Below are 25,479 nucleotides of genomic sequence, written 5' to 3'. Positions count from 1 at the left end.
AGGCTTTAAGCACTGATGGTACGAACATACGAAGATTATCAAGTGAACATATTAAATATTAGCTTTACAGAGAGGATGAATTCATATGACCAGGGTGAACAAAGAAAACGCAGCAGAATTTCTGCAGCAATTCCCTATTTTTCAGGATCTGAGTCCCGAAGAGTTGAAGCAGGTTGAAGAAATCGCCATATCCCGAAGTATCAGCAAAAAAACAGTGATTTTTAGTGAAGGCAGTGAAAAAGAAGCGGTCTTTTTCATCCGTACCGGCATTGTCAAAGCTTACAAAACGGATGAGAACGGACATGAACAGATTGTCTCCTTTCTCAAAACAGGTGATATGTTTCCACATACCGGATTTTTCAACTCGCATCCATACCCCGCTACCGCTGTCGCGATCACGCCGACAAGCCTGCTGGCGATTCCTGTCCGTCATTTTGAACGCCTTATGCTCAGCACACCTTCGATTGCCATCAAGATCATGCGTGTATTAGGCGACAAGATACGCGAGTTACAAGACAAATTACAAGTGCTTTCCGGTCAGGATGTTCGTAATCGTGTGCTTTCCTTTCTTCTCATGCTCGCCGAGCAACATGGTCAGCAGCAAGCGGATAAGATCGTCATCAATCTGCCTATGACACACCAGGAGTTTGCCAATTCGATAGGCACGACACGGGAAACGGCTAATCGTCTGCTGAACCAGCTCGCCAAAGATGAATTCCTTGAGGTGGATCGCAGTCGCATTATCATTTATAACCTGCAAGCTTTAAAGGAACAACGAGACGCCTGAACATCATGAAAAACGGCTTCTTACCTCTTTCCTACTCCTATTTCTTACATCATGTTTCTTTGTGAAAAAAGAGACCTTAACTACTGTAAATCAAGTTAAGGTCTCTTGCTGTATGTTGGATCACTTTTCTAAAACCAGCTCCGTTTATGTGAATCGCTTAAGCAATCGTTAAATCGGGTTTACTCATGTCACTGAACATTCCCGCATAATATTTGATCTCTCCAGCTTCATTACGGATCGCTGTAATACTAAGCCATTCCTGATAGACCTCACCGTTTTTCTTCCGGTTCCAGATCTCGCCTTGCCAGTATCCCTTGTCACGTAGTTCTTGCCACAACTGATCATAAAACTTTTTATCCTGCTTGCCTGATTTCAGCATGCTCGGCTTCTGTCCAACCGCTTCTTCAGCTGTATAACCTGTAACTGCCGTGAAGGCTGGGTTCACAGAACGAATGACACTATTCGTATCCGTCACCAGAATCGCTTCAATCGTATTCTCCAGAATACTTGCAGACAGTTGAAGCTTCTCCTGATAGAACATCCAGATGACAAGCACGAGACTTACCAGTGCAATCTGGGATAACGCCATGAATCCAATCGCGTAATGACCTGTCATACTGTATAGCAATGTCAACATCAACGGAGGGAAGAAACCACCCAAACCGCCCATCGCCGAGATCATTCCGTTAGCGATACCTGCTTGTTTGACGAAATACATGGGTACTAATTTGAAAATTGTACCGTTACCTGTACCTGCACAGAGTGCAACCGTCAGGCAGCCAACCGTATAGATATAGAAGGATGGCGCAAAGGACAACACAATCGCCGCGACCGTTAATCCACCGAACACAAACATTAATATTTTGAATGGATTAAAGCGGTCACCCAGCCATCCGCCAACCGGACGCATAATTGTTGCGACCAGGATAAATCCTGCAGTGCGAAGTCCGGCATCAACCTTATCCATCTGGAAATTGGTCACGAGGAAATTCGGCAAGTAAACGGTGAACGCCACGAATGAACCAAATGTCAGGAAGTAGAACAAACATAGCAGCCACAGCTTGTTATTCCGGGATACATCTTTTAACTGCTGCATCAGCGGAAGTGTGACACGTGTTTCTTTTTTGTCTCCCAAAGCAAAATTCAATGCTGCCATACCTACCAAAAGAACGCTGTAGAGCAACACCGTTTTGGACCAGCCTACATGGGCAGCCAGCAAAGGTGCTCCAAATGCGGAAAGCGCCGTACCCAGATTACCAATACCATAGATCCCGTTAACAAAACCGTGACGCTCTTTAGGGTAATACTTCGGCAATGAAGTTACTCCGACGGAGAACACAGCACCACCGATCCCGAGGAAAAACCCGCCAATGATCAGGTCACTGAAAGAGGTTGCACGGCTTACCCACCATACTGGAGCAAGTAATAAAACAAAGCTGATCATGAAAATGCTACGCGCTCCGTACCGGTTCGTCCAATAACCAATCGGAATACGGGCCACTGAACCGATTAATACGGGGATTGCCGTTGCCCAGGCCACCTGCGACGACGTAAGTGCGATATCTTCTTTAATAAAAGGCATGAGTGATGACAGAATCACCCATACCATGAAACCGAGAATCAGACTTGCGGTTTGCAAGGGCAGTTGAACCTTACCTTTTTGCTGCATTTACATCGCCCTTTCCTTTTTTTGTTCCTGATTCGGATACACGGCTCCATCTCTTCTGCGATACAGCACATAGCTACGTCTCAGATATCCAAGAGGCATACTCAGCATGTGAACGAGACGTGTGAATGGGAACACACAGTACAGCACAAATGTGAGCAGGATATGAACTTTGAAGTTCATGGGTACGGTTTGCATCAGAGCCGGATCAGGTTGGAAGACAAGAAGTCCGCGCAGCCATGGATTAATCGTTGTACGATAATCAAATCCGCTATGGTTTACGGCATTAGCGGATGTTGCCAATATGCCAGTCACAATAACAATGATCAACATGGCGAGGGCTAGCCAATCCCCAACGCTACTTGTTGCGCGCACTCTGCGAGCCGTATAGCGGCGTACCAACAAAATAACCAAACCGGCAAATGCAATAATTCCTGCCGGTAATCCGCCGAACACAGCGCCCATATGATAGGCTTCGTCACTCAGACCGATCCAGTGGTAAAATTCGATCGGTACAAGCAAACCGGCAATATGGCCGCAGATGACGGCGAAAATGCCGATGTGGAAGAGTAAACTTCCCCATCGCAGCATGCGTTTCTCCAGCATCTCACTTGATTTGGATGTCCAGCTAAACGGATTGGTTACATATCTCCAGATGGTCGCCGTGATGCAAAACACAATGACCATATACGGGAGAGCACCCCATAACATGAATTCCAGTGTACTCACCGATTGCCCCTCCTCATCAGCTCAACGATCTCGTTCAGACCGCCAAGCGGTTGTTTCTGTTCTTCTTTGCTTGGTTCAGGTACGTCCGAAACAGACGGCTCGGGCATCACCTGTAACATCAGTGTAAGGAGCGGCCCGTATGGACTGTTTTGTCCTGCAATGCTTTCGGTCATCGACACCAGCGCTTTATGGCAGCTATCCAGAACGCCAATGGCATCTTGCTCCGGAGCCTCTGCAATGAATTCAAGCACCATGGGCAAGTAATCCGGAAGTTCGGTGGCTTCCATATAGAAACCAGCCGCTTCATATCTGCGCTTCAAATCAATCAGTGCAGGTCCGCGATCTCGCTCATCACCATGTAAAGCATATGTGAGATATAGATTCGATTTTTTATCAAAGTCAAACGAACGTACATAGGCATCCTGCCATCGAATAGCATCTAAAGCCTGCGCATTACTGATGAAGGTTAACACAGTCTGCTTCACTTCTTCCTCCGAGAGCGAAAGAACGGCTTCCTGTACCCCTTGTAATCCCTCTCTCCACTCGGTATCCGGATATTGCAGCAGATAGGAGATCAGTTTGCAGACCATTCGTCTTGTTTCCGTGTCGTACACCGGCTTTACGATTGGTTCTGGATCGATATCAATTGTCATCGTTGTTGTCTCCTCTCCTATGAGAATACGCCGCAAGAACCCGGGCCGCCTGCAAAGTCTAGACCGCAGCTGCCTTGTTCACTGAAGAGATCCGCCACTTCCTCACGGTGAGCTGGCGGGATCACAAAGCGATCATCGTATTTCGCGATAGCGAGCAGACGATACATATCTTCAACTTCCTGCGCACTCATGCCTACCCTATCCAGCAAGTCGGACTCACTCGTTTTGCCGGTTTGCTGGTTACGCATATGAATCCGCATTACAGCCATTTTGCGCAGTACTTCACGAATACGTCCTGTATCTCCAGCAGTAAGCAGGTTTGCCAGGTATTCAACCGGAATACGCATGTTATCAATCGCCGGGAAAATATCGTTTGCTTCGAGCGAACTTCCTTGACCTTCTACCCGGTTCGTGATCGGGCTTAGCGGCGGAATGTACCATACCATTGGCATCGTACGGTATTCAGGGTGCAGTGGAAGTGCGATCTTCCAGTCAATCACCATTTTGTAGATCGGGGACTGCTGCGCTGCTATAATCCAGTCCTCTGGAATGCCTGCTGCCCGTGCTTCACGGATGACTTCAGGATCATTCGGATCAAGGAAAACATCCATCTGTGACTCATACAGATCCTTTTCATTCTCAACCGAAGCTGCCGCTTCAATGCGGTCTGCATCATACAGCATCAGACCGATATAACGGATACGTCCAACACAAGTTTCGGAGCAGATCGTTGGCAGACCCGCTTCAATCCTCGGGAAGCACAGTGTACATTTTTCGGCTTTGTTCGTCTGCCAGTTGAAATATACTTTTTTGTAAGGGCAGCTGGATACACAGAATCTCCATGCACGACAAGCATTCTGGTCAACCAGCACGATGCCGTCCTCTTCCCGTTTGTACATGGCACCTGACGGACAGGAAGACACACAGGACGGATTCAAACAATGTTCACAGATTCGCGGCAGGTACATCATAAATACCTGTTCAAAATCCATTTTGATCGATTCCTCGACACCTTTCATGTTCGGGTCTTGCATCCCCGTGATATGAGCACCGGCAAGGTCATCTTCCCAGTTTGGACCCCATTCGAGGTTCATGTACTCTCCAGTGATTTGGGATTTCGGTCTTGCGACTGGCTGATGTTTTTTCTCCGGACTGTTTGTCAGTTTTTCGTAATCATAAGTCCAAGGTTCATAGTAATCGTCAATCGTTGGTTGATCCGGGTTATGGAAAATGTTAAGCAAACGTCTGGCACGTGTACCGGATTTCAATTCCAGCTTGCCATTTTTCATCTCCCAGCCGCCGCGATAACGCTCCTGATCTTCCCATTGTTTCGGATAGCCGACACCTGGTTTCGTTTCGACATTGTTAAAATACATGTACTCTGCACCTGGACGATTCGTCCAGGTGTTTTTGCATGTAACGCTGCATGTATGGCATCCGATACATTTATCCAGGTTCATGACCATACTGACTTGTGCTTTAATCTTCAAGCCAATCCACCTCCTGCAGTTTTCTAATGATGACGTTCAGGTCACGCTGGTTGCCTGTCGGGCCATAATAGTTGAAACCATAACTTAACTGGGCATAACCACCGATCATATGTGTTGGTTTCACGTGAATACGAGTCGGACTGTTATGCGTACCACCGCGTGTCTGTGAAATTTTCGTACCCGGAACGTTAATATGACGGTCCTGAGCGTGATACATAAAGGCTACTCCGCGTGGAATCCGGTGTGTAACGACTGCTCTTGCCACAACGACCCCGTTACGGTTGAAACATTCAATCCAGTCGTTATCCACCAGACCGGCGTCCTCTGCATCCTCATGATTCATCCAAATCGTCGGTCCGCCACGGAACAAGGTCAACATCGGCTGTGCATCATAGTACATACTGTGGATAGACCACTTGTTATGTGGTGTCATGTAGTTTAATACGATTTCCTTGCCGCCCTCGATCGGACGTTTGCTGTTTGGATGGAACGGTGTATGTTTCAGAATCGGTTTGAAGGTCGCCAGCGTCTCACCGAACTCACGCAGCATCGCATGGTCGATATAGAACTGCTGTCTACCTGTCAGAGTCCGCCATGGAATTAGCCGTTCTACGTTGGTTGTAAACGGAGAATACCGGCGACCCCCTTTTTCCGATCCGCTGAATGCAGGTGACGTAATGACCGTTTTCGGTTTTGAAGTGATCTCGTCAAAAGTGAAGCATTCTTCGGATCGCTCTTCTGCCAGATCCTTCAGATGCAGCGCCGTTTTCTTCTCCAGAGATTCCCACGCACGTACAGCCATCTTGCCATTCGTTGTTGAGGACAGCGTCAGAATGGCTTCAGCAACATTACGATCTGAACTCAGGTCGGGACATCCTTGTCCAATGCCATCTTTGCGATTCACACCCAAAATGCCTTTCAGCTTCTCGTATTCCTCCGTTGCAGACCATGAGATACCCTTCGTACCAATCGGTTTATCCTTCACATTAGGTCCGAGACTGATCATTTTGTTGTAAACCGTAGCATAGTCACGTTCTACGACTTGAATATGCGGCATCGTTTTACCCGGAATAGCTTCACATTCTCCTGCGCTCCAGTCTTTAATTTCACCATACGGCTGCGCGAGTTCATCCGGTGAATCATGCAGAAGCGGTGTAGTCAGAATCTCTTTCAACGGACCATCGAACTGCTGTGCAGCCATTTCGGAGAACACACGTGCAATCTCCTTGAACGTATCCCAGTCTGAACGGGATTCCCATTGTGTGGCTACCGCCGGGTTAAACGGATGTACAAACGGATGCATATCCGTACTGCTCAAATCGCTTTTTTCATACCATGTCGCTGCTGGCAATACAATATCGGAATACATCGCTGTGCCCGCCATGCGGAAGTCCATATTGACCATAAGATCCAGCTTGCCTTCCGGCGCATGTTCCACCCACTCCACATGCTCTGGATGAAGTCCGAGATCATCATCATTCAACAATCCGTTCGTAGCACCAAGCAAATGCTTGAGGAAATATTCATGTCCTTTGCCTGAGCTTGAGATCAGGTTTGCTCTCCAGACAAACAGCACACGCGGGAAGTTCGCCGGATCATCAGGCTGTTCAATGGAGAATTTCAGATTTTTATTCTGCAGTTCGGATGCCACGTAAGCTCCGATCTCTTCATTCGTTTTTGCTCCCGCATCCAGTGCATCCTGATGCAAATCAATCGAGTTCCGGTTAAATTGCGGATAAGATGGAAGCCAGCCCATGCGTGCAGCCATAACATTATAGTCAGCTACGTGCTGGAATCGTGGATCGCCCTCAAGCGCCGATGTCAGTTCTCCAACCTTAGTCTCCTCATATCTCCATTGGTCTGTTGCAAAATAGAAAAATGATGTACCGTTTTGCAGACGAGCCGGCCCACTCCAGTCACGTGCAAACGCAATCGTCTGCCAGCCTTCCGCCGGACGCAATTTCTCCTGACCGACATAGTGAGCCCAGCCACCACCGTTAACCCCCTGACAGCCTGTCATTAGAAGCAGGTTAATAATAGCGCGATAGATGACATCCGAGTTGTACCAGTGGTTGATCCCGGCTCCCATAATAATCATGGAACGGCCTTGCGTATCCACGGCATTTTGTGCAAACTCACGTGCGATCTGAACGACGGTATCCCGGTCAACCCGGGTGATTTTTTCCTGCCAAGCTGGTGTAAATGGCTTATCTTCTTCCGCTTCTACAACGACTCCTGCTACGATTTCAGTAGAGTCTGCTGAACGAGTCATTTCACGATCAACCCCGTACTTCGCCAGCACGAGATCGTACACTGATGTGACCGTGATCCAGCGATCTTCAACCCGGATGCGGCGCACAGGGATTTGACGCTCCATCACATGACTTCCTTCATCATCGAAGTAAGGCAGGTGCACGGATACGAGATCATGATGCACACCGAGCATGGATAGTCTTGGATCGATCGGCTCGCCCGTATCCACCTGTTCCATTTTGAGATTCCACGTACCTTCTTCACCCCAGCGGAAGCCCATGCTGCCTTTTGGAATGGCATAAGTACCCGTATTTTCGTCATATACAAGGGTCTTCCATGCCATGTTGTTGCCCTGGATGCCCAGGTCTTCCCCAAGCAGGAATCGTCCTGCAGTGTTCACGCCATCCTTCTCTTCGACAATCAGCAAATTCGGGAAGTCCGTATATTGTTTTGCATAAGACATGAAGTAATCCGTAGGATGATCCAGATAAAATTCTTTCAGAATGATGTGTCCCATCGCCATGGCAAGCGCGCCATCTGTACCTTGTTTTACAGACATCCATGTGTCAGCGAACTTCACATATTCCGCATAATCCGGACTGATGGATACCACTTTGGTTCCCTTATAACGTGCTTCAGCAAGGAAGTGAGCATCCGGCGTACGTGTCATCGGCAGGTTGGAACCCCAGACCATAATGTATCCTGAGTTATACCAGTCACTACTCTCCGGCACATCCGTCTGATCTCCCCAGATTTGCGGGGATGCCGGCGGCAGATCCGCGTACCAGTCATAAAAACTGAGAAGTGGTGAGCCTACCAGAGACAGGAAACGCGATCCAGCGGCATAACTGACCATGGACATCGCTGGAATCGGCGAGAAACCAATGATACGGTCTGGGCCGTAATCTTTGATCGTATGAATCATGGAAGCAGCAATAATCTGTGTCACTTCGCCCCATGACGCACGCACGAGTCCGCCTTTACCACGTACCGATTTGTATCTTTTTACTTTCACCGGATCATTCGCAATACTTGACCAAGCCTGTACGGGATCACCATGCGTTTTCAGAGCCTCACGCCACATTTCCAGGAGCGCCCCGCGTACGTAAGGATGTTTCACACGCAATGGACTATATAGATACCATGAGAAACTTGCTCCACGCGGACAACCACGTGGTTCGAAATCAGGCATATCCGGCCCGGTTGATGGATAATCCGTCGCCTGTGTTTCCCATGTCACGATGCCATCTTTCACATAAATCTGCCAGCTGCACGAACCTGTGCAGTTCACGCCGTGTGTGGAACGCACCACTTTATCATGCTGCCAACGACGGCGATACACATCTTCCCAGTCCCGGTTAACCGGGGACATCTCACTCCAGCCTTCCGCGTTTTTTTCGCGTTTGGCAAAATACTTCAGTTTGCCCATCCAGGGCATGCTTTTGCTGCTCATTGTTGTCCTCCCACAATTGTGACCTGTTGATGCGATTTCGCACCCGAAATGGAGTTCGAGATTGAACTGCATTCGAAGCTCGATTTGAAGCACTTGCTACTCTTCCTATCCTCCAATCTGCGACATATGCCGCAGCGTAGGCGTTCCGTTAATCTGCTGCCCTTTTAAGGCGTTTACCATGTCATGAGTTTCAGGTTTGGAGCCGAGCGCCTTGTAAAATAAATCCTGAACCGCTTTGTCGTTACCAACGAGCGGGCGAACATTGTACTCATCCGACCAGTACAGACAAGGCTTAATGTTACCGTCAGCTGTTAAACGGAGCCTGTTGCAACTGCCGCAGAAATGACTGCTGACCGGATGGATCAGACCAAATGTTCCAGCGGCTCCAGCGATCCGATAACTATCTGCCGGACCATTGCCGTACACATCACCGCATCTCTCATAGTTCCATTTGGCTCCGCAAGTGTTCAGTACATGTTCAAGCGGCAAATAACTCGATTTCCAACCAGTTCCACTATCTCCGATGGGCATGTACTCAATAAATCGAATATCAATTGGATCTTCCAGCGTCATGCGTAAAAAATCCTCTACCTCATCGTCATTTACACCTTTCATCAGTACAACATTAAGCTTGATGGGCTGGAATCCAGCCTGTTGACTAGCTTGGATGCCCTCCAGCACACGTTGTACCTTACCGCCCCGTGTAATACGCGCAAATCGCTCCGGTTTGAGCGAGTCCAAACTAATGTTCACACGTGTCAGACCTGCAGCCTTAAGCCTCTCAGCATAAGCCGCCAAATATATGCCATTGGTTGTCAATGCAATGTCTTCAATCCCCGGAATAGCGGATAACATGGCAACCAGTTGATCCAGCCCCTTGCGAACGAGAGGTTCTCCGCCGGTCAATCGCAATTTTCGTATACCTAGCGGAGCAAGTGCCTGGACAATCGATGTAATTTCTTCATAGGACAGAATGCGTTCTGTCGGTTCAAACTGCATTCCTTCTTCCGGCATGCAATATACACACCGCAGATTGCAACGATCCGTTACCGATATACGCAAGTAATCATGCACACGTCCAAACGGATCTATTAGCTTTGATTCCATACACGTACCTCCTTTCTCTCGGGTGCTGTCATGACATCGGCTGAAGGAGAACACTCGCTTCCTCACATGTATTGTCAATCATGGGCTAAGCATAATGATGTCTGGCTCTGCTAACTGTGCAAAATATCACAAGAACTGAAACATAACGCACAGTTGCATATTTATGAAAGCTCTGCGAGCCTTTTCCGAACTGGATTCCGGCTAAAATAAGGCGAGATTATGACAAAAATAAAGGTGTGAGCAGGCTCACACAGCTTTCCTGTCTGCTTTTCTATAATCAAGTTGCAACACACCACACTAATCCCAATTTGGAGGAATGACACATGAACACATATGCTGCAACCATTAATGCCACAGAGTATCCACCTCATCTGAAACATAAAATTATCTTCGAAACGTTTGAAGCCCTTCAGCCCGAGGAAGCGATGCTGCTGGTTAATGATCACGATCCAAAACCGCTCCGCTTCCAGTTTCAATCGACACATCCTGACGGCTTCGACTGGGAATATATCGAACAGGGTCCTATAACGTTTCAAGTCAAAATTACTAAACGATAGATTGGAGTTGGACGGGAATGGCGCATGTTGAAATCATGAACGATACTACACTGCGTCTGACGCTGGGACTCGAAGATGCTGTATCCATGATCCAGATCGCTCAGCGTGAGCAGGCAGCCTATGCACAAGAGATCATCACGATTTATGAGAAAATGCCCGTGTTCGAATTTACTCATTTCTGCTTCTATGCCTATGATAGTGCGAGACTGTTTGAGCGTGTGCTTGAGATGGATCCCAAAACCTATCTCTCCTTCTCTCTTGACGCACCCGACGCATTCTTCTATGCCTTGTACGGCGGCATGAGCGCCTTGTATGAATCTTCGATTAAACTGGTTCAGCAAGAGAGTACAGCTGGGACAGTCAGTACTCGAACGGATGTGAACGCTAATGCCTGAAACTGACGTTAAGATTGTGGAACTGGACGTACGTCCTCATCTGAGCAAAAAGCTGGAGCCTTTTCAGCTCATTATGGATACGGTTAAGGAACTGAAACACGAAGACGTATTCGTGCTGCATGCGCCGTTCAAACCGACTCCACTGCTTGGCATTCTTAAGATGAAAGGATACTCCAGTACAACAGAGCGCCTTGAGTCCAATCATTGGGTGACCACATTTGTTCATAAAAAAAATAAAACCGCTGCAGCGAAAGTCTCTGCGGCGGTTCAATCCAACACGTTGACTCGAAATGAATTAACTTCATCGTTGATTGGGAATTCGGATTCAGAGGGTGCCATATCTTCCTGTGAAGGGCAACCTCCAGCAATAGCTGAAACTTCGAAATCCGAAGTTTTGTCAGATGAGCCCATAACACAGGAACTGAAAGAGCCAACCATTGTACTGGACAATCGCGGACTGGAGCCGCCCCAGCCAATGATGCGCACATTAGCTGCACTTGAACGTTGCAAACCGGGAGAAGTTGTACTTATTCATAATGACCGCGTGCCCGTTTTTTTGATCGAGGAATTGAATCAGCTCGGTTGTCTCTATACCGTTGAGGATCAGGCGGATGGTACAGCCAAAGTCAGAATCGAAAAAGGGTAAGGGGGCGAAAGCCATGTCCAGACTGCCATTTCTTTTTATCATCACGGGCATCGTTGGATTTGTAATGTATCACGCATTCTCCCTGCTCTCCCTGACAGGCTGGCTTGGTGATGAACTTAGAGGACCCGAAGGCTGGTTTCATGCTCATTTGTTTGTGCTCGGGTGGGCCACCATGCTGGCGATGGGTGCTGTTTATCAGTTGATACATGTCATTTTACAAACGAATATCTACAGTACAGTGCTTGGTTACTGTCACTATTTCTTGTTCACCGTCGGTGCTACAGGCATGTTAATTGGCTTTATTCGCACAGATGTAATCTGGATTGCAGGTTCAGCAACGCTTGCACTATCCGGCATCTTGTTATTCGGTTTGAACATGGCTATCACCCTCTACCGTGCTTCCATTTGGAACCCCGTAACGATCAGTGCAGCATGTGCCTGTCTGTACCTTGTGCTTACCGGATTATCCGGCATGATGATGGGACTGAATTTTGCTTTTGGCGACTGGAATGGTCTGCATCAACGATTGTTTGGCGCTCATATCTGGATGGGAACCCTCGGATGGTTTGGCATGTTAATTACCGGGTTCAGCTACAAAATGCTGCCGATGTTTTATTTGTCCCATGATTTCTCCATCCGATTGCAAAAGAGGGTTCTGGTTCTGTGGAATGCCGCTGTTATCACCGGAGTGATCGCATTCCTGACAGGAATTCAAGGTGGCTTGCTCTGGTTTGCGCTTTTGCTTTTGACAGGAGCATTGATCTGTTATGTGTACCATCTGGAACAAATTCAGGAGAAACGGCATAAAAGCAACCCCGGCCCCGGAATCCGCTGGACGGTCTATGTAAGCCGTGCCTTGCTCGTATATTCCACGGCTCTGTTAATCTATAGTGCGCAAGGGATGGAACTGTTACTTGATTCACGCGTTGTGCTTCTGACGGGCTGGGTATATCTTGGAGGCTGGGTATCCCTGACGATCCTCGGGTATGCTTCCAAAATTGTGCCTTTTCTATGGTGGACCCACAAATACGGTAAACTCGCCGGACGTCCTGGCACTCCACTTATGGCTGGCATGTTAAGTGAAAAAAGGATCAAATGGGGAATACTTGCGATGGTCGCAGCCAGTCTGCTGCTGGTCAGCGGTATTCTGATCAATTTGGCTGAAGTGATGATGGTTGGCGGAACATTATTGTCTATAATCTCGATTGTGTATATTTCAAATATCGCCCTGGTATTCCGACGTTAACAAGATGGACTGGAGAGTGGAAAAGATGGAACAAACCTCGCAATTGCTCGAATATTTAAAAGAAGTATATGACCCGGAGCTTGGTGTCAACATCGTTGACCTCGGCCTTGTTTACGAAGTAAAGGAAGAGCCGGAACGCATTCAGGTACGTATGACGCTGACTACGCCAGGCTGTCCACTGCATGACACCATCGTTGGTGCAGTGAAATGGGTTTTACAACAAAATACCGACAAAACCGATATTGACGTACAGGTTGTATGGGAACCGCAATGGTCTCCGCAGCTGATGTCCAGAGAAGCCAAAGAAATGCTCGGATATTTCTAAACAGGTGCTTATAATTAAGGATGTTGGCAGAAGGATATATGTCCAAACAAATCAGTCTGATGAACACCAATACCCGAAAAAACGTACTCAAGCTCTGATCCAATCAATCAGGCCAAGGTACGTTTTTGTATGTATTCCGTTTCGCACGGAAAAGAGATGCACTGCACCAAAGAAAAAGAACTCCTCACGGAGTCCCCATTCCCTATTATTCATCAGGTTCTATTAAATATTAGATATCCTTGGCGTAAGACGCTTCTGGCACTTTACTCAGTACTACGAACAACCGAACCTCCGCATCACTCGTGTTATGGAACGCGAATTCAGTTTCTCCTCCGCAGGACACCACATCTTCTGCCTGAATCTCATGCTCTTTTCCATCTAGAATCAATGTGCCTTTGCCTTCAACGACGAGCAGAGTGAGGTCTGCACCGGGATGTTTGTGAACAGGAAGCTGTTGTCCTGGCAGAAAATGAAGTATAAAGGTTACACCGCCTCCTTGTTGAAACAACACCCGTTTTGTGAAACGGTCCGTACTGTACGCTTTAACTTCTTGTAATGACGTGATACTCATGATCATCATCCTCCTGTATTTGTTCTGGTTATGTATCCATCTTAACGCGAAAAAACCTGCATCTCCTTGATTCAAATCAAGAAAAGCAGGCTGTAGTGCAACGATTGAATTACTGTCTTTTGATGTTCAGGCAGTATAGTATGGATACATATTATAATAGAAGAAACCCGATCATATTACCAAACGACCTCTCTTCTCCGCCAGACCAATCGTTGCGTGCACCCCCGAGTTAAATTCGAGGAAATCCTGTTCCACCCCGTCACTGAAAATCACCCCATCCTCCGGCATCTGTGAAACGATATGCAGCGGTTGCTTCGCATGAATCTGTCCAAACACGAGATTCGCCGCCGTTGTTCGGCTCGGGAACGGTTCACGTACCGTAAAATATAAATAAGGGGAATCCCACGTAAACTGACTCTCGTTCAACGCCCCTCTTGACCGAGTTGCGGCTACAGCGGCTACACCCTCTTCACTAATCAAATGCTGCTGCCACGCCGCCGAACTGACAATGCCTGAAGCTCCAGCCAGCACACTTTTGAACCATCCGGTTGATCCCATACCTGTTGATACGATAATACCGCTGGATGATTGATTTTCCGTGGAGGCTCCCAAACGCACTTCATAACGGGCAGATACATGTGTCTTCCGACCAATAAACAGATCATTGACACCGTACAGAACCTGTCCGTCATTCAGCTCAACCTTGGCAAGTGTGACTTCCTTGAGTGCGCGCTGCTTGCGAATCACATCCGGAATAATGAAGCTCAAATCCTCCACTGTAAAAGGTAAAAGCACCCCATCCCACCGCATCGGGTCTGGATTCACACCAATGAGCGGCTGCTCTGTAACATATTTCAACGTATTGGCGACCAAGCCATCCTGCCCAACGACAACGACAATATCCTGCTCTCCAAATATAAAATTCGGCACATGTTCTCGGTCAATCATCTGAACACGTCCAAGCTGGCTCAATTGCTGCTGGGCAAGCTGTATCGATTGCCGATAACGCCGGTCTTCGTCGATGTAATCGCTGAAGTCTGCGCCAAGACGTTCAATGTAAAACTGCGCCTGTTGCACGGTATTATAGCGTACAATCAATTCCTCCAGCCGGGTTCTTCGCTTGATCAGAATCAGTTTGTGCTCACTCATGGGTTCTTTCATCTTAGCCATTCGTGATTCCACCTCCCGCTTTCCCTTTGACTTGAGGAAAACCGTTGTTGATTTTTTTGATTTCTTGACTAGTCTCACTTGTCTGACTTGCCCGACTCACCAGATGGACTTGATTGTCTGACAGGTTCTGACTAACTTGGCTGGATCGTGTAAGCCTTGTTCTGGAAGCGAATAAATTGGTATGTTTTCCCCAGCCAACAATCATCGTGCCGCCCCTCCCTTACCTCTTCCTTCTGTTGGAGCCATTAGACCCTGTAACAGATCCGGCGAGATATTCAGTTGCCCAATCTTGCCAGCATTCTCGGCCAGTTCCTGGAACGCAAGGGCAATCAGTTTATCCGAATTCATGCCCATATTTGCCATGGCTTGCAGCACATTCGGTTGAACATGCTGGAGCGAGTTCATAACTGCTGCAATCTCATACGCTTTGGCGTCCGCTTCCGCGTTCTTATTCGCGATCGTAAGCTCGATCAGCTGCTGCTTACGCTCCTCCATCGCTGTATTAAACTGGAGCTGCTCCTGCTCCATCTCGTTCTGCTTCTGTTTCACCGAGCGCTCTGCCTGCAATTGGGTTTCACGAATCTGTTGTTTCTTCGTCTCCACCGCAATCTCGGTATTCAGTTCATTTTCCTTCACGCGGCGTTCCTGCTCAATGGAAGCATTGCGCCGCACATATAAAGCTTCGTCCGCCTGCTTCAGTATTTCTTCCCGGGCCTGCGCTTCCAACGCACGCATCGTTTCCTTATTAGGCAAAATAGCCAAAATGGATAGATTCATCAGCTCTACGCCCAGCTTTTCCAGCTCTTCATGCTGCGCGACCTCTCGTTTCATGCTGCTGGCGAGCCGTTCGCTGGATTGAATCGCTTCTTTTAACGGCAACTGCTCCAAATATTTCTTCGTGAGCACTTTTGCAATGGTAATCACCCGCTGATCCAGCTTGTGAGGATCGTCAGACATATATTGATTTTTACGCAAATTGTACGTGTAATTGAGGCTTTGTGTAATTTTGCTGTAGTCCATGATGCGATAGCTGAGCTGTCCCTGTACGGTAACCGTCTGATAATCGGCTGTAATCTCCTCAAACATAAAGGGCACATCCACCGAAGATACAGGCAGTACAACTACCGAAGTCGTTGGCTCATAATAATAAAAGGATAAACCCACGCCTTGGCGCTGTACCTTGCCGTTTTTCACTTTCATAACGTATTCACTTGGTTGAAACTTTACAAATCGAAAGCCAAACATGGTGTATTCCCCATTTCATAATAATGTCGTTTTGATATTATCGAAATGATAACAAATGATTTTGATATTGTCAATACGACATTAATGAATTTCATAAAAAAAGACCGAATCATGGATTTCATGGATTCGACCTCTTTTTTTATACCTCTTAATACATCTGTTCCAGCAATCTTGCTGCCGCAACGGCACCTTGTGCACGATTTGCAGTTTGCTTTGGAGCAAATGTGCTGTCAGGCAAACCGTTTAATACCCCGAGATTTAACATGGATGCCACTGCACCTTGTGTATACCCAGCAATGTCGGCTTGATCTTTAAACTCAAGCGGACCAGCAACTGCAGGAGTAGGGCTGTTTCCTCCTTTGGCTGCTTGCATTGCACGATACAGCATCACTGCCATATCTTCACGAGTGATACGATCATTCGCACCGAACGTTCCATCTGCTCGACCTTCAACAATATTCATCGCAAGACCCATACGAACAGCCTCGGCATACCAATGATCTGGCTTCACATCCCGTGGCAGCGTAATCGAATGGTCAGGCTGACTCACATTGCCTGATATTTTAACAAGCATCTGCAAAAATTGTGCACGTGTAAGTTCACCCTGTGGATCAAAATCTATTGCATTCATGCCTGCAAGTACACCTTTGGCATAGAGGCTCTGTACTTCCTGAGTAGCCCAGGCATGCTGCTGCATATCCGACAAAGGCACTTCAACTTGGCTAATCACATAACGGCCAGCTTGAATCGGCTTGAACGCAATCGTCGCCGAAGATTTATTGTATTTCGAGTGAGTTACAGGCTGTAGCTGGCCACCAGGCGAGATTTCATTCACAACCATCACTGTATCTTTTGTTTTCACAGGCTCTACATCAGATAAAAGCACTTCAATGGCTCGATCCGCCCACGAAAAAGACTTGTTGTTTAAGCGCATATCTACCTGAACAATCGGTGAGTTGCCAATCTTTGCTCGTTGTGTAGCAGACAGCACATCTACTGAGCCTTCCGATACAACGACATCCAATGTGCCTGCTGTCTCGGCAATGGTCAGCGGCAATGCATGTAGCGGTATACGAATGGTCGTGTTGCCCACTACCACTTCGATGGATTGCACTTCCTCCGAACGAACCCATGTAGAGAGCTGACCTGCTGGTACTTGGAACTTCACTGTTTTGGAACTGTCAGGTACATCGGCCACCAGCTTCAATGTACGTTTACCTGTGTCCATTGATTTCAAGGCCTGAGTAAGCTCAGCCGTACTTGGACGAACCGCATATGCGCCATCTTCTGTTACCGTTCCTTTTACAGTAATAGAACCGCTCGCCGTTTCGCTCCCAGGTGTTGGCTGAGGTGTAGTTGCCGGGTTATTCGTACTTGTTGAAGGTGCCGATGACCCGGACGGATGACTTGGCTGAGATGGCTGTCCTGTGCCCGGGTTTGTCGTTTGACGTGCCAGTTTTGCCATGGCTTCCTTCAGAAGTTGATCTGCATGAATTAGCTCTTGTTCTGAAGCTTCAACATCCAGAACAAGCTGCTGAGCTTGCCCGAGCATTTTACTGAACACACTCCAACTTGAAGCTGTGTAATCGGCTTGTTTCAATGCTTCAGCAGATGTAACGGTTGATTTCAAAGCGGTTTTGTCAGCCGGGAAGGTACCATAAGCTTCAAATTCCATGAATCCAACCCAGTTGGAACCTGCGGTAATGGTCACACGAACATAACGCCCCTCTGTTCCCTCAGGGAGAACGTGACTTGGGGATGTAGATACGACAACATCGCTGGTTGTATCCACTACCGTCCTGAAATGCTCATTATCGTTGGATACATCAATTCTGTATTTGATCCCGCCGCTCCACATCGACATTTCAATTTCACGGAGATTGGCAACGTGTTTAAGATCCACCGTCCACCAGGGATTTTCATTCTGTTCCCGTTCTGTCCCCCAGGACGTATTTGGATTATCGTCAATTGCACCTGACGGTGCATTGTCTTTACCGCCACCATTTCCAGCACTACTGTGTGCAGTAGCGGTTTTACCTGTGGTCAAGGCTTCTAGTTTGACCAGATTTGTAAAGGCTTGTTTTAATGTATCCATTGCTTCGTTTACCTGAGATTGCACAGCAGCAGCATTGTCTCTCACCTGAACCGCATGCTGCAAAGCTTGCTGGAGGACAGACCAGCTACGATGAGTATATGAAGATTCATTTTCCAACTGCATGAGCTGAATGTATTGGTGTAGTTCCGTTTTATCCACATCAGACAAGCCTTTAATGGCTTCTTTAAGACGATCTGTTGCTTTATTTGCATCCGTCTGAGTAGCTCGTGAGTTAGCCACAACGGATTTTGCATGTTCCAGTGCTCTACTGAATACACTCCATGTTGCATCCGACCAGTTATTCTGTTGAATTTTCTCTGCCTCCGCAATTATCGCTTGAAGTGCTTCCAGTTTCGGTGTAATCACGCCGAGCTGTAACATCACATTTTCCAAAGATGCTGTTGCTGCATTGGTTTCCTCTTGACTCACACCACCTGACGTATACGCTTTGGCGTATACCCCTTTAGCTTCAACAATTGCAGGAGCCAGACTGTCCCAGGTTTTTGGAGTAAAATCACCTTCCACAAGCGAGTTTGCCCGTGTCAGTGCTGCTGCCAGTTGTTGCCGATCTATCGGCATTTGTGTAAGCCCTCTTTTAAATACGTCGAGAGACCATAACGCTCTGCCCTCTTTGGCATACCCGCCATTGGCCGGATACTCATCATAATCAAACATGCCCTGATTTTCCCATGCATCGCCTTCCGTATCAATCCAGCCTACACCTGCCGGAATCCATGCCGGCTCCCAATAAAAGAAACCTGCCCCGCGATTATCGGGCACGTTGGAGATCAGATCCATAATACCCGCAATCGCATCATATTGACCTTGAATCGTTGCCGGGAACGTTGCCCCTCCAACATGGAGCGCTTGGTCCGACCCGATGATATTTCCATGCTTGTCCCCGTTTTTATAAGTGAACGGATAGGATGTTTCAGCGATGATCACATCTTTACCAAACGCTGCGGATACTTCATTCATCGTTCGCTGCACATCAGCAAATGTTCCATGCCAGAACGGGTAATAAGACAGTCCGATAATGTCATACTTGAGATCTGGTTCTGCTTCTTCCAGCTCTCCGAAGTACCATTTGATATCATTCGTCTTCCCACCTTCCGCCAGATGAATCATGATCTTTGCCGGTTCGCCAACATTCCCGTTTTCTGCTTCCACTGCACGTACTGCGTCAATTCCACTTTTCAACAATGCTGCATTATCGGAAAAATTAACAGTAAGATTCTTTCCGTTTAAAAGCCCACTGTTAATCTCATTGCCAATCTGCACCATATCCGGCATGGCTCCTGCCTTATTCATATCCTTAACGACTTCAAAAGTATAATCATATACGGCCTGCTTGAGATCTTTGAAATCCAGTTTCTCCCACGCCGTCGGAACAAGCTGTTGACCCGGGTGTGCCCAATCATCAGAATAATGGAAGTCAAGCAGTACCTTCATGCCTTTTTGCTTCGCACGTACAGCCATTTTGATAACATCCGCTTTATCATTATAGCCACCTGATTTTTGTGGATTATTCCACAAACGCAGACGCACATAATTGACACCACGATCCATGAGGATATCAAGCAAGTCCCGCTCGGTGCCGTTGCTATCCAGATACTTCCCACCCTTAGCTTCAATCGCCGTAAGAGTCGAAATGTCAACGCCTCTGACATAATCGGAACGATACCCTTGTACAACAACCGTTGCTACAGGCTTTTTGTCAGTTCCATATACGGCACCCGTGACAGAGAATTCACCTGTTTTATCATATTTCATCGGATCAATGCTGTCCCACGTGACTGGAACGAGACCCGACTTCTTATTCGTAAAATTGGCTTTGACTTCCGCCGGCAGAATCGGCGCACTTCTCGGTAATGTGCTCACTTGAACAGGATCATAACTGATAATGTTGGCTGGCTCCATACCCTCCGATTCCCCCCACACTTTGAACTCCAATATTTGTGGCCACGCTCCGTCCTCTTTATAAAAAGATATGTTGAGCTTAATGTATCGTACATCATTTTGTTGGAATGTCAGATCAGCAACCTGTTTCGCATCTGCATTATCACTTTGATCGGCAACAGTAGACCATTTCTGCTGGTCAGCAGACGTTTCAAGCGAATATTTTACAACCGTATTCTCTCTCCACATGATTTCCGCTCCGGACAGATTGTACGTGTCTCCCAGATCAATCATGACCCACTCCGGCTTTTCCGGTGTCACTCCAGCTTCTGTACTCCAATGGGTGTCCGCATTACCATCCACCAGATGTGCTTTATCGCCTCCCCACCTTTTTTCATCCGAACTTACCGTTACCGTTTTGTTCAGCGCGATATTATTTTTTGCCGCCTCTGCAGGTCTGACGATCAGACCCAGATCACAGAATAACAACAACAAAACAAGACAGCCGCTTATGTACCTTTTGTTCACCCTTGATCTCCCCTTCTCGTGTTTGTTTGTGCTTGGATCAATGAATGGTTTGAATCCTCCCCATTGTAAGCGCTTCATGATCTTTAGCAACACGGCATTATGCAAAGGAAACAGCAGTTATTTTAACAATGTCGACTTTTCTAACCGTAATCCAGCCTAGCGTAATCCTTATTTTCCAGCCTCAGGGAGAGGAACAGGTGTATTCTTTTTCCGGCAAAAGCTTACCAAAAGCAAAAAATCTGTTTGCCCGCCCGGAGGCAGATCACAACAGATTTAGTGGCTTACGATATTAAAATCGTTTAATAGAATTGTTTACTAGAATATTTCAATAAAATAGTTTAGATCGATCTATTATTTCGCCAGCTTCAATTCAAGACGAACCTGGATATCATTTTCAGTAGAAAGTACAACCGAGTGTGGATTTTTCATGCCAAAATCTTCGAATGTAACCATCGTTGTGCCTGACAGCAACACTTGATTATCTTTATAAGCCGCTTTGGCGTCAAATGTAACTTCCTTTTCAATACCTCTTACGGAAAGTGTGCCTTTCATTTTCAAATCAGCCGTCTGTCCTTCTGTCCATTCAGAAGGCATACCTTCAATTGAAGTGGCTTTAAATGTTGCTTGTGGATGTTGAGCCATATCGAAGAAATCTGCACTTTTCACATGCTCGTCCCGCTGACCATTACCGGAATCAATGCCTTTCACCTCGATTGTTCCTTCTGCTTTCGACTGAGCCGGGTCATCCACATTAATTGTCCATTTCCCGCTAACCTGCTCGTCCACAAAATTCACGGTTTCCTGTGAAGTGGTTACTGAGAAGTATACTTTCGAACCTTGGCTGATATTCCAGTCTCCGTTCAGTTGGTCTGCTCCAACCTTTTTATTTTCCACTGCTTTTACCGTGCCGCTATCTGCAGCTGTAGTGGATGCTGCCGTGCTAGCAGGAAGAACCTGCTCAATCTCAACATTGTTTCCCAGGTAACTATTTGCAAAGTAATAACCGCCTCCACCAATAATGGCTACTGCTGCTACCCCTGTAATAATCCACGTTTTAGTTTTTTTGCTCATCTCTATAATTCCTCCAGTACAGTATGGTTATCGTTGCTTATTGATATGGATCATAACAGTCCAATGTGTCAGGAAGAAGTCAAGATGAACTTCTTTTTCATTTTTTTTCAAAACGTGAAAACAGGATTGGCTTTATGCCTCGCCTCATGTAAAATCAGTACACAAGCTTGTCTGTGAAAGGAGAACACCCTGTTTGAAATCTGTACTTATCGTTGAGGATGAGCAGGCAATCGCGCGTGTTTTGGCTGCTTATCTGAGAAAAGCTGAATTTGAAGTTCATCATGCAGCGGATGGCCAGGCTGCTTTAGCCCTTTTCGATTCCGTAAATCCTTCCATCGTATTATTAGACATCATGCTTCCCGGGATGGACGGGTGGGATCTGCTGCGAATTTTTCGGGAAAAGAGTGCTTGTCCCGTCATTATGTTAACCGCACTGGACGATATCACCGATCGACTCCATGGTCTGAATGCCGGTGCTGATGATTATATGAGCAAACCGTTTGTACCTGAGGAGGTGGTCGCACGTGTCAATGCTGTACTGCGGCGGAATCCGCACTGGACTTCCGGGAGTCAGGACAGGCGTTCCTTCGGCAACCTGGTCATTGACCTTGCTTCCAAGCAAGTCCTGCTGAATGGTGCAGAGGTTGCACTTACACCGCGTGACCTGTCTCTGCTTATTTTTCTGTCCGAATATCCTAACCGCACGTTCACGAGAGATCATTTGATAGAGCAAGTATGGGGTTTGGACTATGAGGGCAGTGATCGGGCTGTAGATTTATCGATCAAGCGACTGCGTCAGGCACTCTCCCACTGGGCAACAGACACAGGAGAAATCCGGACGCTGCGAGGAATGGGGTATCAATTTTGGATCGCCAACTGACATCAACCAAACCGAAGCGAACGACTTCCATTTTGTCACACTGGACACTGCGGTACTTCCTGATTTTATGTATCGGCTTCTCCGTGATTGCTGCAGGTGCACTCTATTGGATACGAACAACTTCTATCGAAAAAAGTTTAAAAACAGCTGAGTTGCTTGGTTGGGAGATCGCGGATCGAGTGACCGTAAAGAATCACCAACTTCAAGTTCCACCTGATCTGAGTACCGTTGTAAGCAACCGTGAGAAGCTTTTTAATACCGATCAGTATTTTTGTGTCATGGTACTGGACAATAACAACAAGCTGATTTTCTCTCAGCCTGAAATGGCGCAAGAAGACGTCTATTATCGACTCTCCGATGACTTTCTTGAACCGCGTAATAGCAAATATGCTGGTGTAACGGTAGATATTGCAGATGGCAATCAAACGCTTGGCAAAGTATGGGTCATGCAGTCCAAACAATCCATCACGTTCAGCCCTGAAACGCTATGGCTTGTTTTTCTGATTTTTGGAGGCCTTATTCTCTGTGGCTGGTTTACGATTTACCTGCTGTCCAGCAAGTTATCGAGACCCATTCGTCAGGTTGCTTATGCGGCAGAGCAAATTCGCGGTGGCAATTACGATGTTAGCCTTGATATTAAAACGCGGGAGCGGGAGATGACTGAGCTTGTAAGCTCCTTTGGGGATATGGCAACACGTCTGCGGCAGCTTGAAGAATGGCGTACCCTTTCTCTTGCGGGAGTTAGCCATGAGCTCAAAACACCTGTCACTTCAATCAAAGGACTAGTCATGGCTGTACGGGACGATGTGGTCAGCCCGCAGGAAGGCAAAGAGTTTCTGGATATCGCCCTGAAAGAATCCGAACGCATGGAGCGAATGATTGCTGATCTGCTGGATTATAATGCCATGACCGCCGGGAGTGTCAGTGTTCGTAAAGAAAGAACCGATCTGAAGCTGTTGGTCGGGGAAATCATTTACCAATGGAAAATAGCCTATGAGGAACATACGCCCGAGGTTCAGCTGCATGTGCCACCTGGCGCACTATATGTAATGGGTGATGCACTCCGGATCCAGCAGATTATCGTGAACCTGCTTAATAACGGACTTCACGCGACAACGCCAGGCCAACAAGCCGGTTTTCATATGCATTTGCATGTAGAGGAAGACATGTTGCATGTCGATGTGCAGGATAACGGTACGGGAATTTCCATTGAAGATCAGCCTAACATATTCGAACGATTCTATCGGGGAGAGCTGAAAAAACGTCGCAATCGCGGTTTGGGTCTTGGATTAACCTACAGCCGCCTTCTGGCGCAGGAGCAAGGCGGTGAGTTAGCCCTCGTGTCCAGCAGTCCGGAAGGAAGTACGTTTAGATTAAGCCTGCCACGCTGGGTTTCCCAGCAAGAAGTACTTGTGCCGGATAAAAACTATCGTTCACCTGTGAAAGCGAAGTCCGCATTGTAATAAAAAAAGAACCCGGCATTCCTTATCAGAAAGGAAGCCGGGTTTGTTCTATTCGACGGAGTTGTACAGAGTAATCATAAGATTATGTGATTTGCCCACTCTCTCCTTATCGATTTTTATCCCTTACCGTCATCTTTAAAGCACTCGTGGCCTGTATTCCTCGTAGGCATCAGAGATCAGCTGTTTGTGCAAAGCACTGCTGCCAATAATGGCTTTACGCTTCGCTTTTAACACAATCTGCTCCACATCTGCATAACTACAACCAGCCAGACGTTCACAGATGTAATCCTCTAGCCTGTTTTCCTGCTCAAATGATCCCACCAGTTTGCTAACATACAGCCTGCGGTTCTTTTCATCCGGCATCGCGTACGTCATTTTGGTATCAAATCGGCGCCAGATCGCATGATCCAGCTGTGTTTCCAGATTCGTGGCAGCCACCAAGATGCTATCTCCTTCGAATTCATCCAAACATTGCAACAGGGTATTCACTACCCTTGCCATTTCTTTGACTTCATCGTTACTCTCCCGTGTCCGGCCAATCGCATCAAATTCATCCAGAAACAAGACGCAAGGATTAAGGCGAGCATATTCGAACAATTTGCGTACATTACTGCCTGTTTCCCCCAGATGGCTGTGAATGAGCGCATCCAGCCTTACTAGTACTAGTGGCAGCTCCAGTCTCTGAGCCAGATACGATGCGGTTAATGTTTTTCCTGTACCCGGAGGACCAAACATCACCATTTTATTCGGAATGGATACATCATGCTCTCTGAACTTTTCCTTCATGCCCAGGATGGTAATGAACTCTTCAACAATACGTTCGTTCTCAGCCGAGAAAACAATATGTTGCGCTTTTCGTCTACATTCCTTCGGGGTGTAAAATGCTGCCATATCAATTCCCTTCGCACGAGGAATTCGGTTTGTGTTATTCATTTTGCTCATGTGTATGTGTAGCTCCTTCAAGAAAATGATATATCTGTATCCCATTTTTCAATACCCTTATTTTTCATACGCTTGTTTGCTCTTTATTCTTGATTGTTTATTCTTGATTGTTTATTCTTTATTTATCATTGGATTTTAATCGTAAAGTTTACTATTAAATAATATCATAGTGATGCCCTTTTGCAAAGCGTGAACTCCTTGTCTGCGTTGAACACTCTTATCAGTCAGTGTTTGGTTGCAGCAGGCAGGAAAATTTGCTATTCTGAAAGTGCATCGTTCGGTGCAACACAAAAAAGCCCTCCAAATTC

General features: G+C 47.0%; 21 protein-coding genes. 8 read left to right on the top strand and 13 right to left on the bottom strand.

Annotated features, from left to right (window positions below):
* Positions 1 to 85 precede the first annotated feature (85 nt).
* On the top strand, positions 86 to 787 hold the full coding sequence (locus tag ACUTVW_RS11985; protein WP_445646009.1) for a Crp/Fnr family transcriptional regulator: 702 nt from the start codon (positions 86 to 88) through the stop codon (positions 785 to 787).
* Between the two features lie 157 nt (positions 788 to 944).
* On the opposite strand, the gene ACUTVW_RS11980 is transcribed toward ACUTVW_RS11985, so the two are convergent.
* The 6 genes from ACUTVW_RS11980 to moaA form a co-directional block, all read right to left on the bottom strand.
* The gene (locus tag ACUTVW_RS11980) at positions 945 to 2,456 is read right to left on the bottom strand and encodes a nitrate/nitrite transporter (RefSeq protein ID WP_445646008.1); all 1,512 of its coding nucleotides are present in this window, start codon (positions 2,454 to 2,456) and stop codon (positions 945 to 947) included.
* Positions 2,457 to 3,164, bottom strand: coding sequence for a respiratory nitrate reductase subunit gamma (gene narI / locus ACUTVW_RS11975; RefSeq protein WP_445646145.1), 708 nt, complete (start codon positions 3,162 to 3,164; stop codon positions 2,457 to 2,459).
* Positions 3,165 to 3,178: 14 nt separating this feature from the next.
* Positions 3,179 to 3,835 carry a nitrate reductase molybdenum cofactor assembly chaperone gene (gene narJ / locus ACUTVW_RS11970; protein WP_445646007.1) on the bottom strand — a complete coding sequence of 219 codons (657 nt, stop codon included), beginning with the start codon at positions 3,833 to 3,835 and terminating at the stop codon, positions 3,179 to 3,181.
* Positions 3,836 to 3,852: 17 nt separating this feature from the next.
* The gene (narH, locus tag ACUTVW_RS11965; protein ID WP_445646006.1) at positions 3,853 to 5,325 is read right to left on the bottom strand and encodes a nitrate reductase subunit beta; all 1,473 of its coding nucleotides are present in this window, start codon (positions 5,323 to 5,325) and stop codon (positions 3,853 to 3,855) included.
* A complete protein-coding gene (locus tag ACUTVW_RS11960; protein ID WP_445646005.1) occupies positions 5,315 to 9,031 on the bottom strand; it encodes a nitrate reductase subunit alpha in 3,717 nt (1,238 codons plus the stop codon). The genes narH and ACUTVW_RS11960 overlap by 11 nt, the downstream gene beginning before the upstream one ends.
* Positions 9,032 to 9,136: 105 nt before the next feature.
* Positions 9,137 to 10,138, bottom strand: coding sequence for a GTP 3',8-cyclase MoaA (gene moaA, locus ACUTVW_RS11955; protein ID WP_445646004.1), 1,002 nt, complete (start codon positions 10,136 to 10,138; stop codon positions 9,137 to 9,139).
* 323 nt (positions 10,139 to 10,461) lie between these two features.
* Here moaA and ACUTVW_RS11950 point away from each other — a divergent pair, with 323 nt between their 5' ends.
* From ACUTVW_RS11950 to ACUTVW_RS11930, 5 genes are read left to right on the top strand one after another with little or no spacing between them, the layout of a single operon-like run.
* A complete protein-coding gene (locus ACUTVW_RS11950; protein WP_090917009.1) occupies positions 10,462 to 10,695 on the top strand; it encodes a DUF2249 domain-containing protein in 234 nt (77 codons plus the stop codon).
* Between the two features lie 17 nt (positions 10,696 to 10,712).
* Entirely contained in the window at positions 10,713 to 11,090 is a 378-nt protein-coding gene (locus tag ACUTVW_RS11945) for a hypothetical protein (protein ID WP_445646003.1), read from the top strand.
* Positions 11,083 to 11,736, top strand: coding sequence for a DUF2249 domain-containing protein (locus ACUTVW_RS11940; protein ID WP_445646002.1), 654 nt, complete (start codon positions 11,083 to 11,085; stop codon positions 11,734 to 11,736). Before ACUTVW_RS11945 ends, ACUTVW_RS11940 begins: the two co-directional genes overlap by 8 nt.
* Before the next feature lie 13 nt (positions 11,737 to 11,749).
* Positions 11,750 to 12,982 carry a hypothetical protein gene (locus ACUTVW_RS11935; RefSeq protein ID WP_445646001.1) on the top strand — a complete coding sequence of 411 codons (1,233 nt, stop codon included), beginning with the start codon at positions 11,750 to 11,752 and terminating at the stop codon, positions 12,980 to 12,982.
* A 25-nt stretch (positions 12,983 to 13,007) separates the two neighbouring features.
* A complete protein-coding gene (locus ACUTVW_RS11930; RefSeq protein WP_445646000.1) occupies positions 13,008 to 13,307 on the top strand; it encodes a metal-sulfur cluster assembly factor in 300 nt (99 codons plus the stop codon).
* A 229-nt stretch (positions 13,308 to 13,536) separates the two neighbouring features.
* Here the strand turns inward: ACUTVW_RS11930 and ACUTVW_RS11925 are convergent, their stop codons facing one another.
* The 6 genes from ACUTVW_RS11925 to ACUTVW_RS11900 all read right to left on the bottom strand — a co-directional run bounded on the left by ACUTVW_RS11925 (position 13,537) and on the right by ACUTVW_RS11900 (position 21,886).
* On the bottom strand, positions 13,537 to 13,878 hold the full coding sequence (locus ACUTVW_RS11925; RefSeq protein WP_445645999.1) for a cupin domain-containing protein: 342 nt from the start codon (positions 13,876 to 13,878) through the stop codon (positions 13,537 to 13,539).
* 171 nt (positions 13,879 to 14,049) lie between these two features.
* Entirely contained in the window at positions 14,050 to 15,039 is a 990-nt protein-coding gene (locus ACUTVW_RS11920) for a sugar kinase (RefSeq protein ID WP_445646144.1), read from the bottom strand.
* Position 15,040: 1 nt separating this feature from the next.
* Complete coding sequence (locus ACUTVW_RS11915; protein WP_445645998.1) at positions 15,041 to 15,253, bottom strand: hypothetical protein; 213 nt, start codon at positions 15,251 to 15,253, stop codon at positions 15,041 to 15,043.
* The gene (locus tag ACUTVW_RS11910; protein ID WP_445645997.1) at positions 15,250 to 16,293 is read right to left on the bottom strand and encodes an SPFH domain-containing protein; all 1,044 of its coding nucleotides are present in this window, start codon (positions 16,291 to 16,293) and stop codon (positions 15,250 to 15,252) included. The genes ACUTVW_RS11915 and ACUTVW_RS11910 overlap by 4 nt, the downstream gene beginning before the upstream one ends.
* Before the next feature lie 148 nt (positions 16,294 to 16,441).
* Positions 16,442 to 20,815 (bottom strand): glycosyl hydrolase 53 family protein, encoded by a 4,374-nt coding sequence (locus ACUTVW_RS11905; RefSeq protein ID WP_445645996.1) that lies wholly within the window; start codon positions 20,813 to 20,815, stop codon positions 16,442 to 16,444.
* 351 nt (positions 20,816 to 21,166) lie between these two features.
* Positions 21,167 to 21,886: a YceI family protein gene (locus ACUTVW_RS11900; protein ID WP_445645995.1), complete on the bottom strand. Its 720-nt coding sequence runs from the start codon at positions 21,884 to 21,886 to the stop codon at positions 21,167 to 21,169.
* A gap of 193 nt (positions 21,887 to 22,079) precedes the next feature.
* Between ACUTVW_RS11900 and ACUTVW_RS11895 the strand changes: the two genes are divergently transcribed.
* Positions 22,080 to 22,766 (top strand): response regulator transcription factor, encoded by a 687-nt coding sequence (locus ACUTVW_RS11895; protein ID WP_445645994.1) that lies wholly within the window; start codon positions 22,080 to 22,082, stop codon positions 22,764 to 22,766.
* Positions 22,751 to 24,229, top strand: coding sequence for an ATP-binding protein (locus tag ACUTVW_RS11890; protein ID WP_445645993.1), 1,479 nt, complete (start codon positions 22,751 to 22,753; stop codon positions 24,227 to 24,229). Before ACUTVW_RS11895 ends, ACUTVW_RS11890 begins: the two co-directional genes overlap by 16 nt.
* A 135-nt stretch (positions 24,230 to 24,364) precedes the next feature.
* On the opposite strand, the gene ACUTVW_RS11885 is transcribed toward ACUTVW_RS11890, so the two are convergent.
* Positions 24,365 to 25,171: an AAA family ATPase gene (locus tag ACUTVW_RS11885; protein ID WP_445645992.1), complete on the bottom strand. Its 807-nt coding sequence runs from the start codon at positions 25,169 to 25,171 to the stop codon at positions 24,365 to 24,367.
* Between the last annotated feature and the right edge of the window lie 308 nt (positions 25,172 to 25,479).

The sequence above is a fragment of the Paenibacillus sp. TSA_86.1 genome (assembly GCF_052691815.1).
The sequence above is the reverse complement of the archived record's forward strand: the minus strand, read 5'-3'. Positions and strand labels throughout refer to the sequence as shown.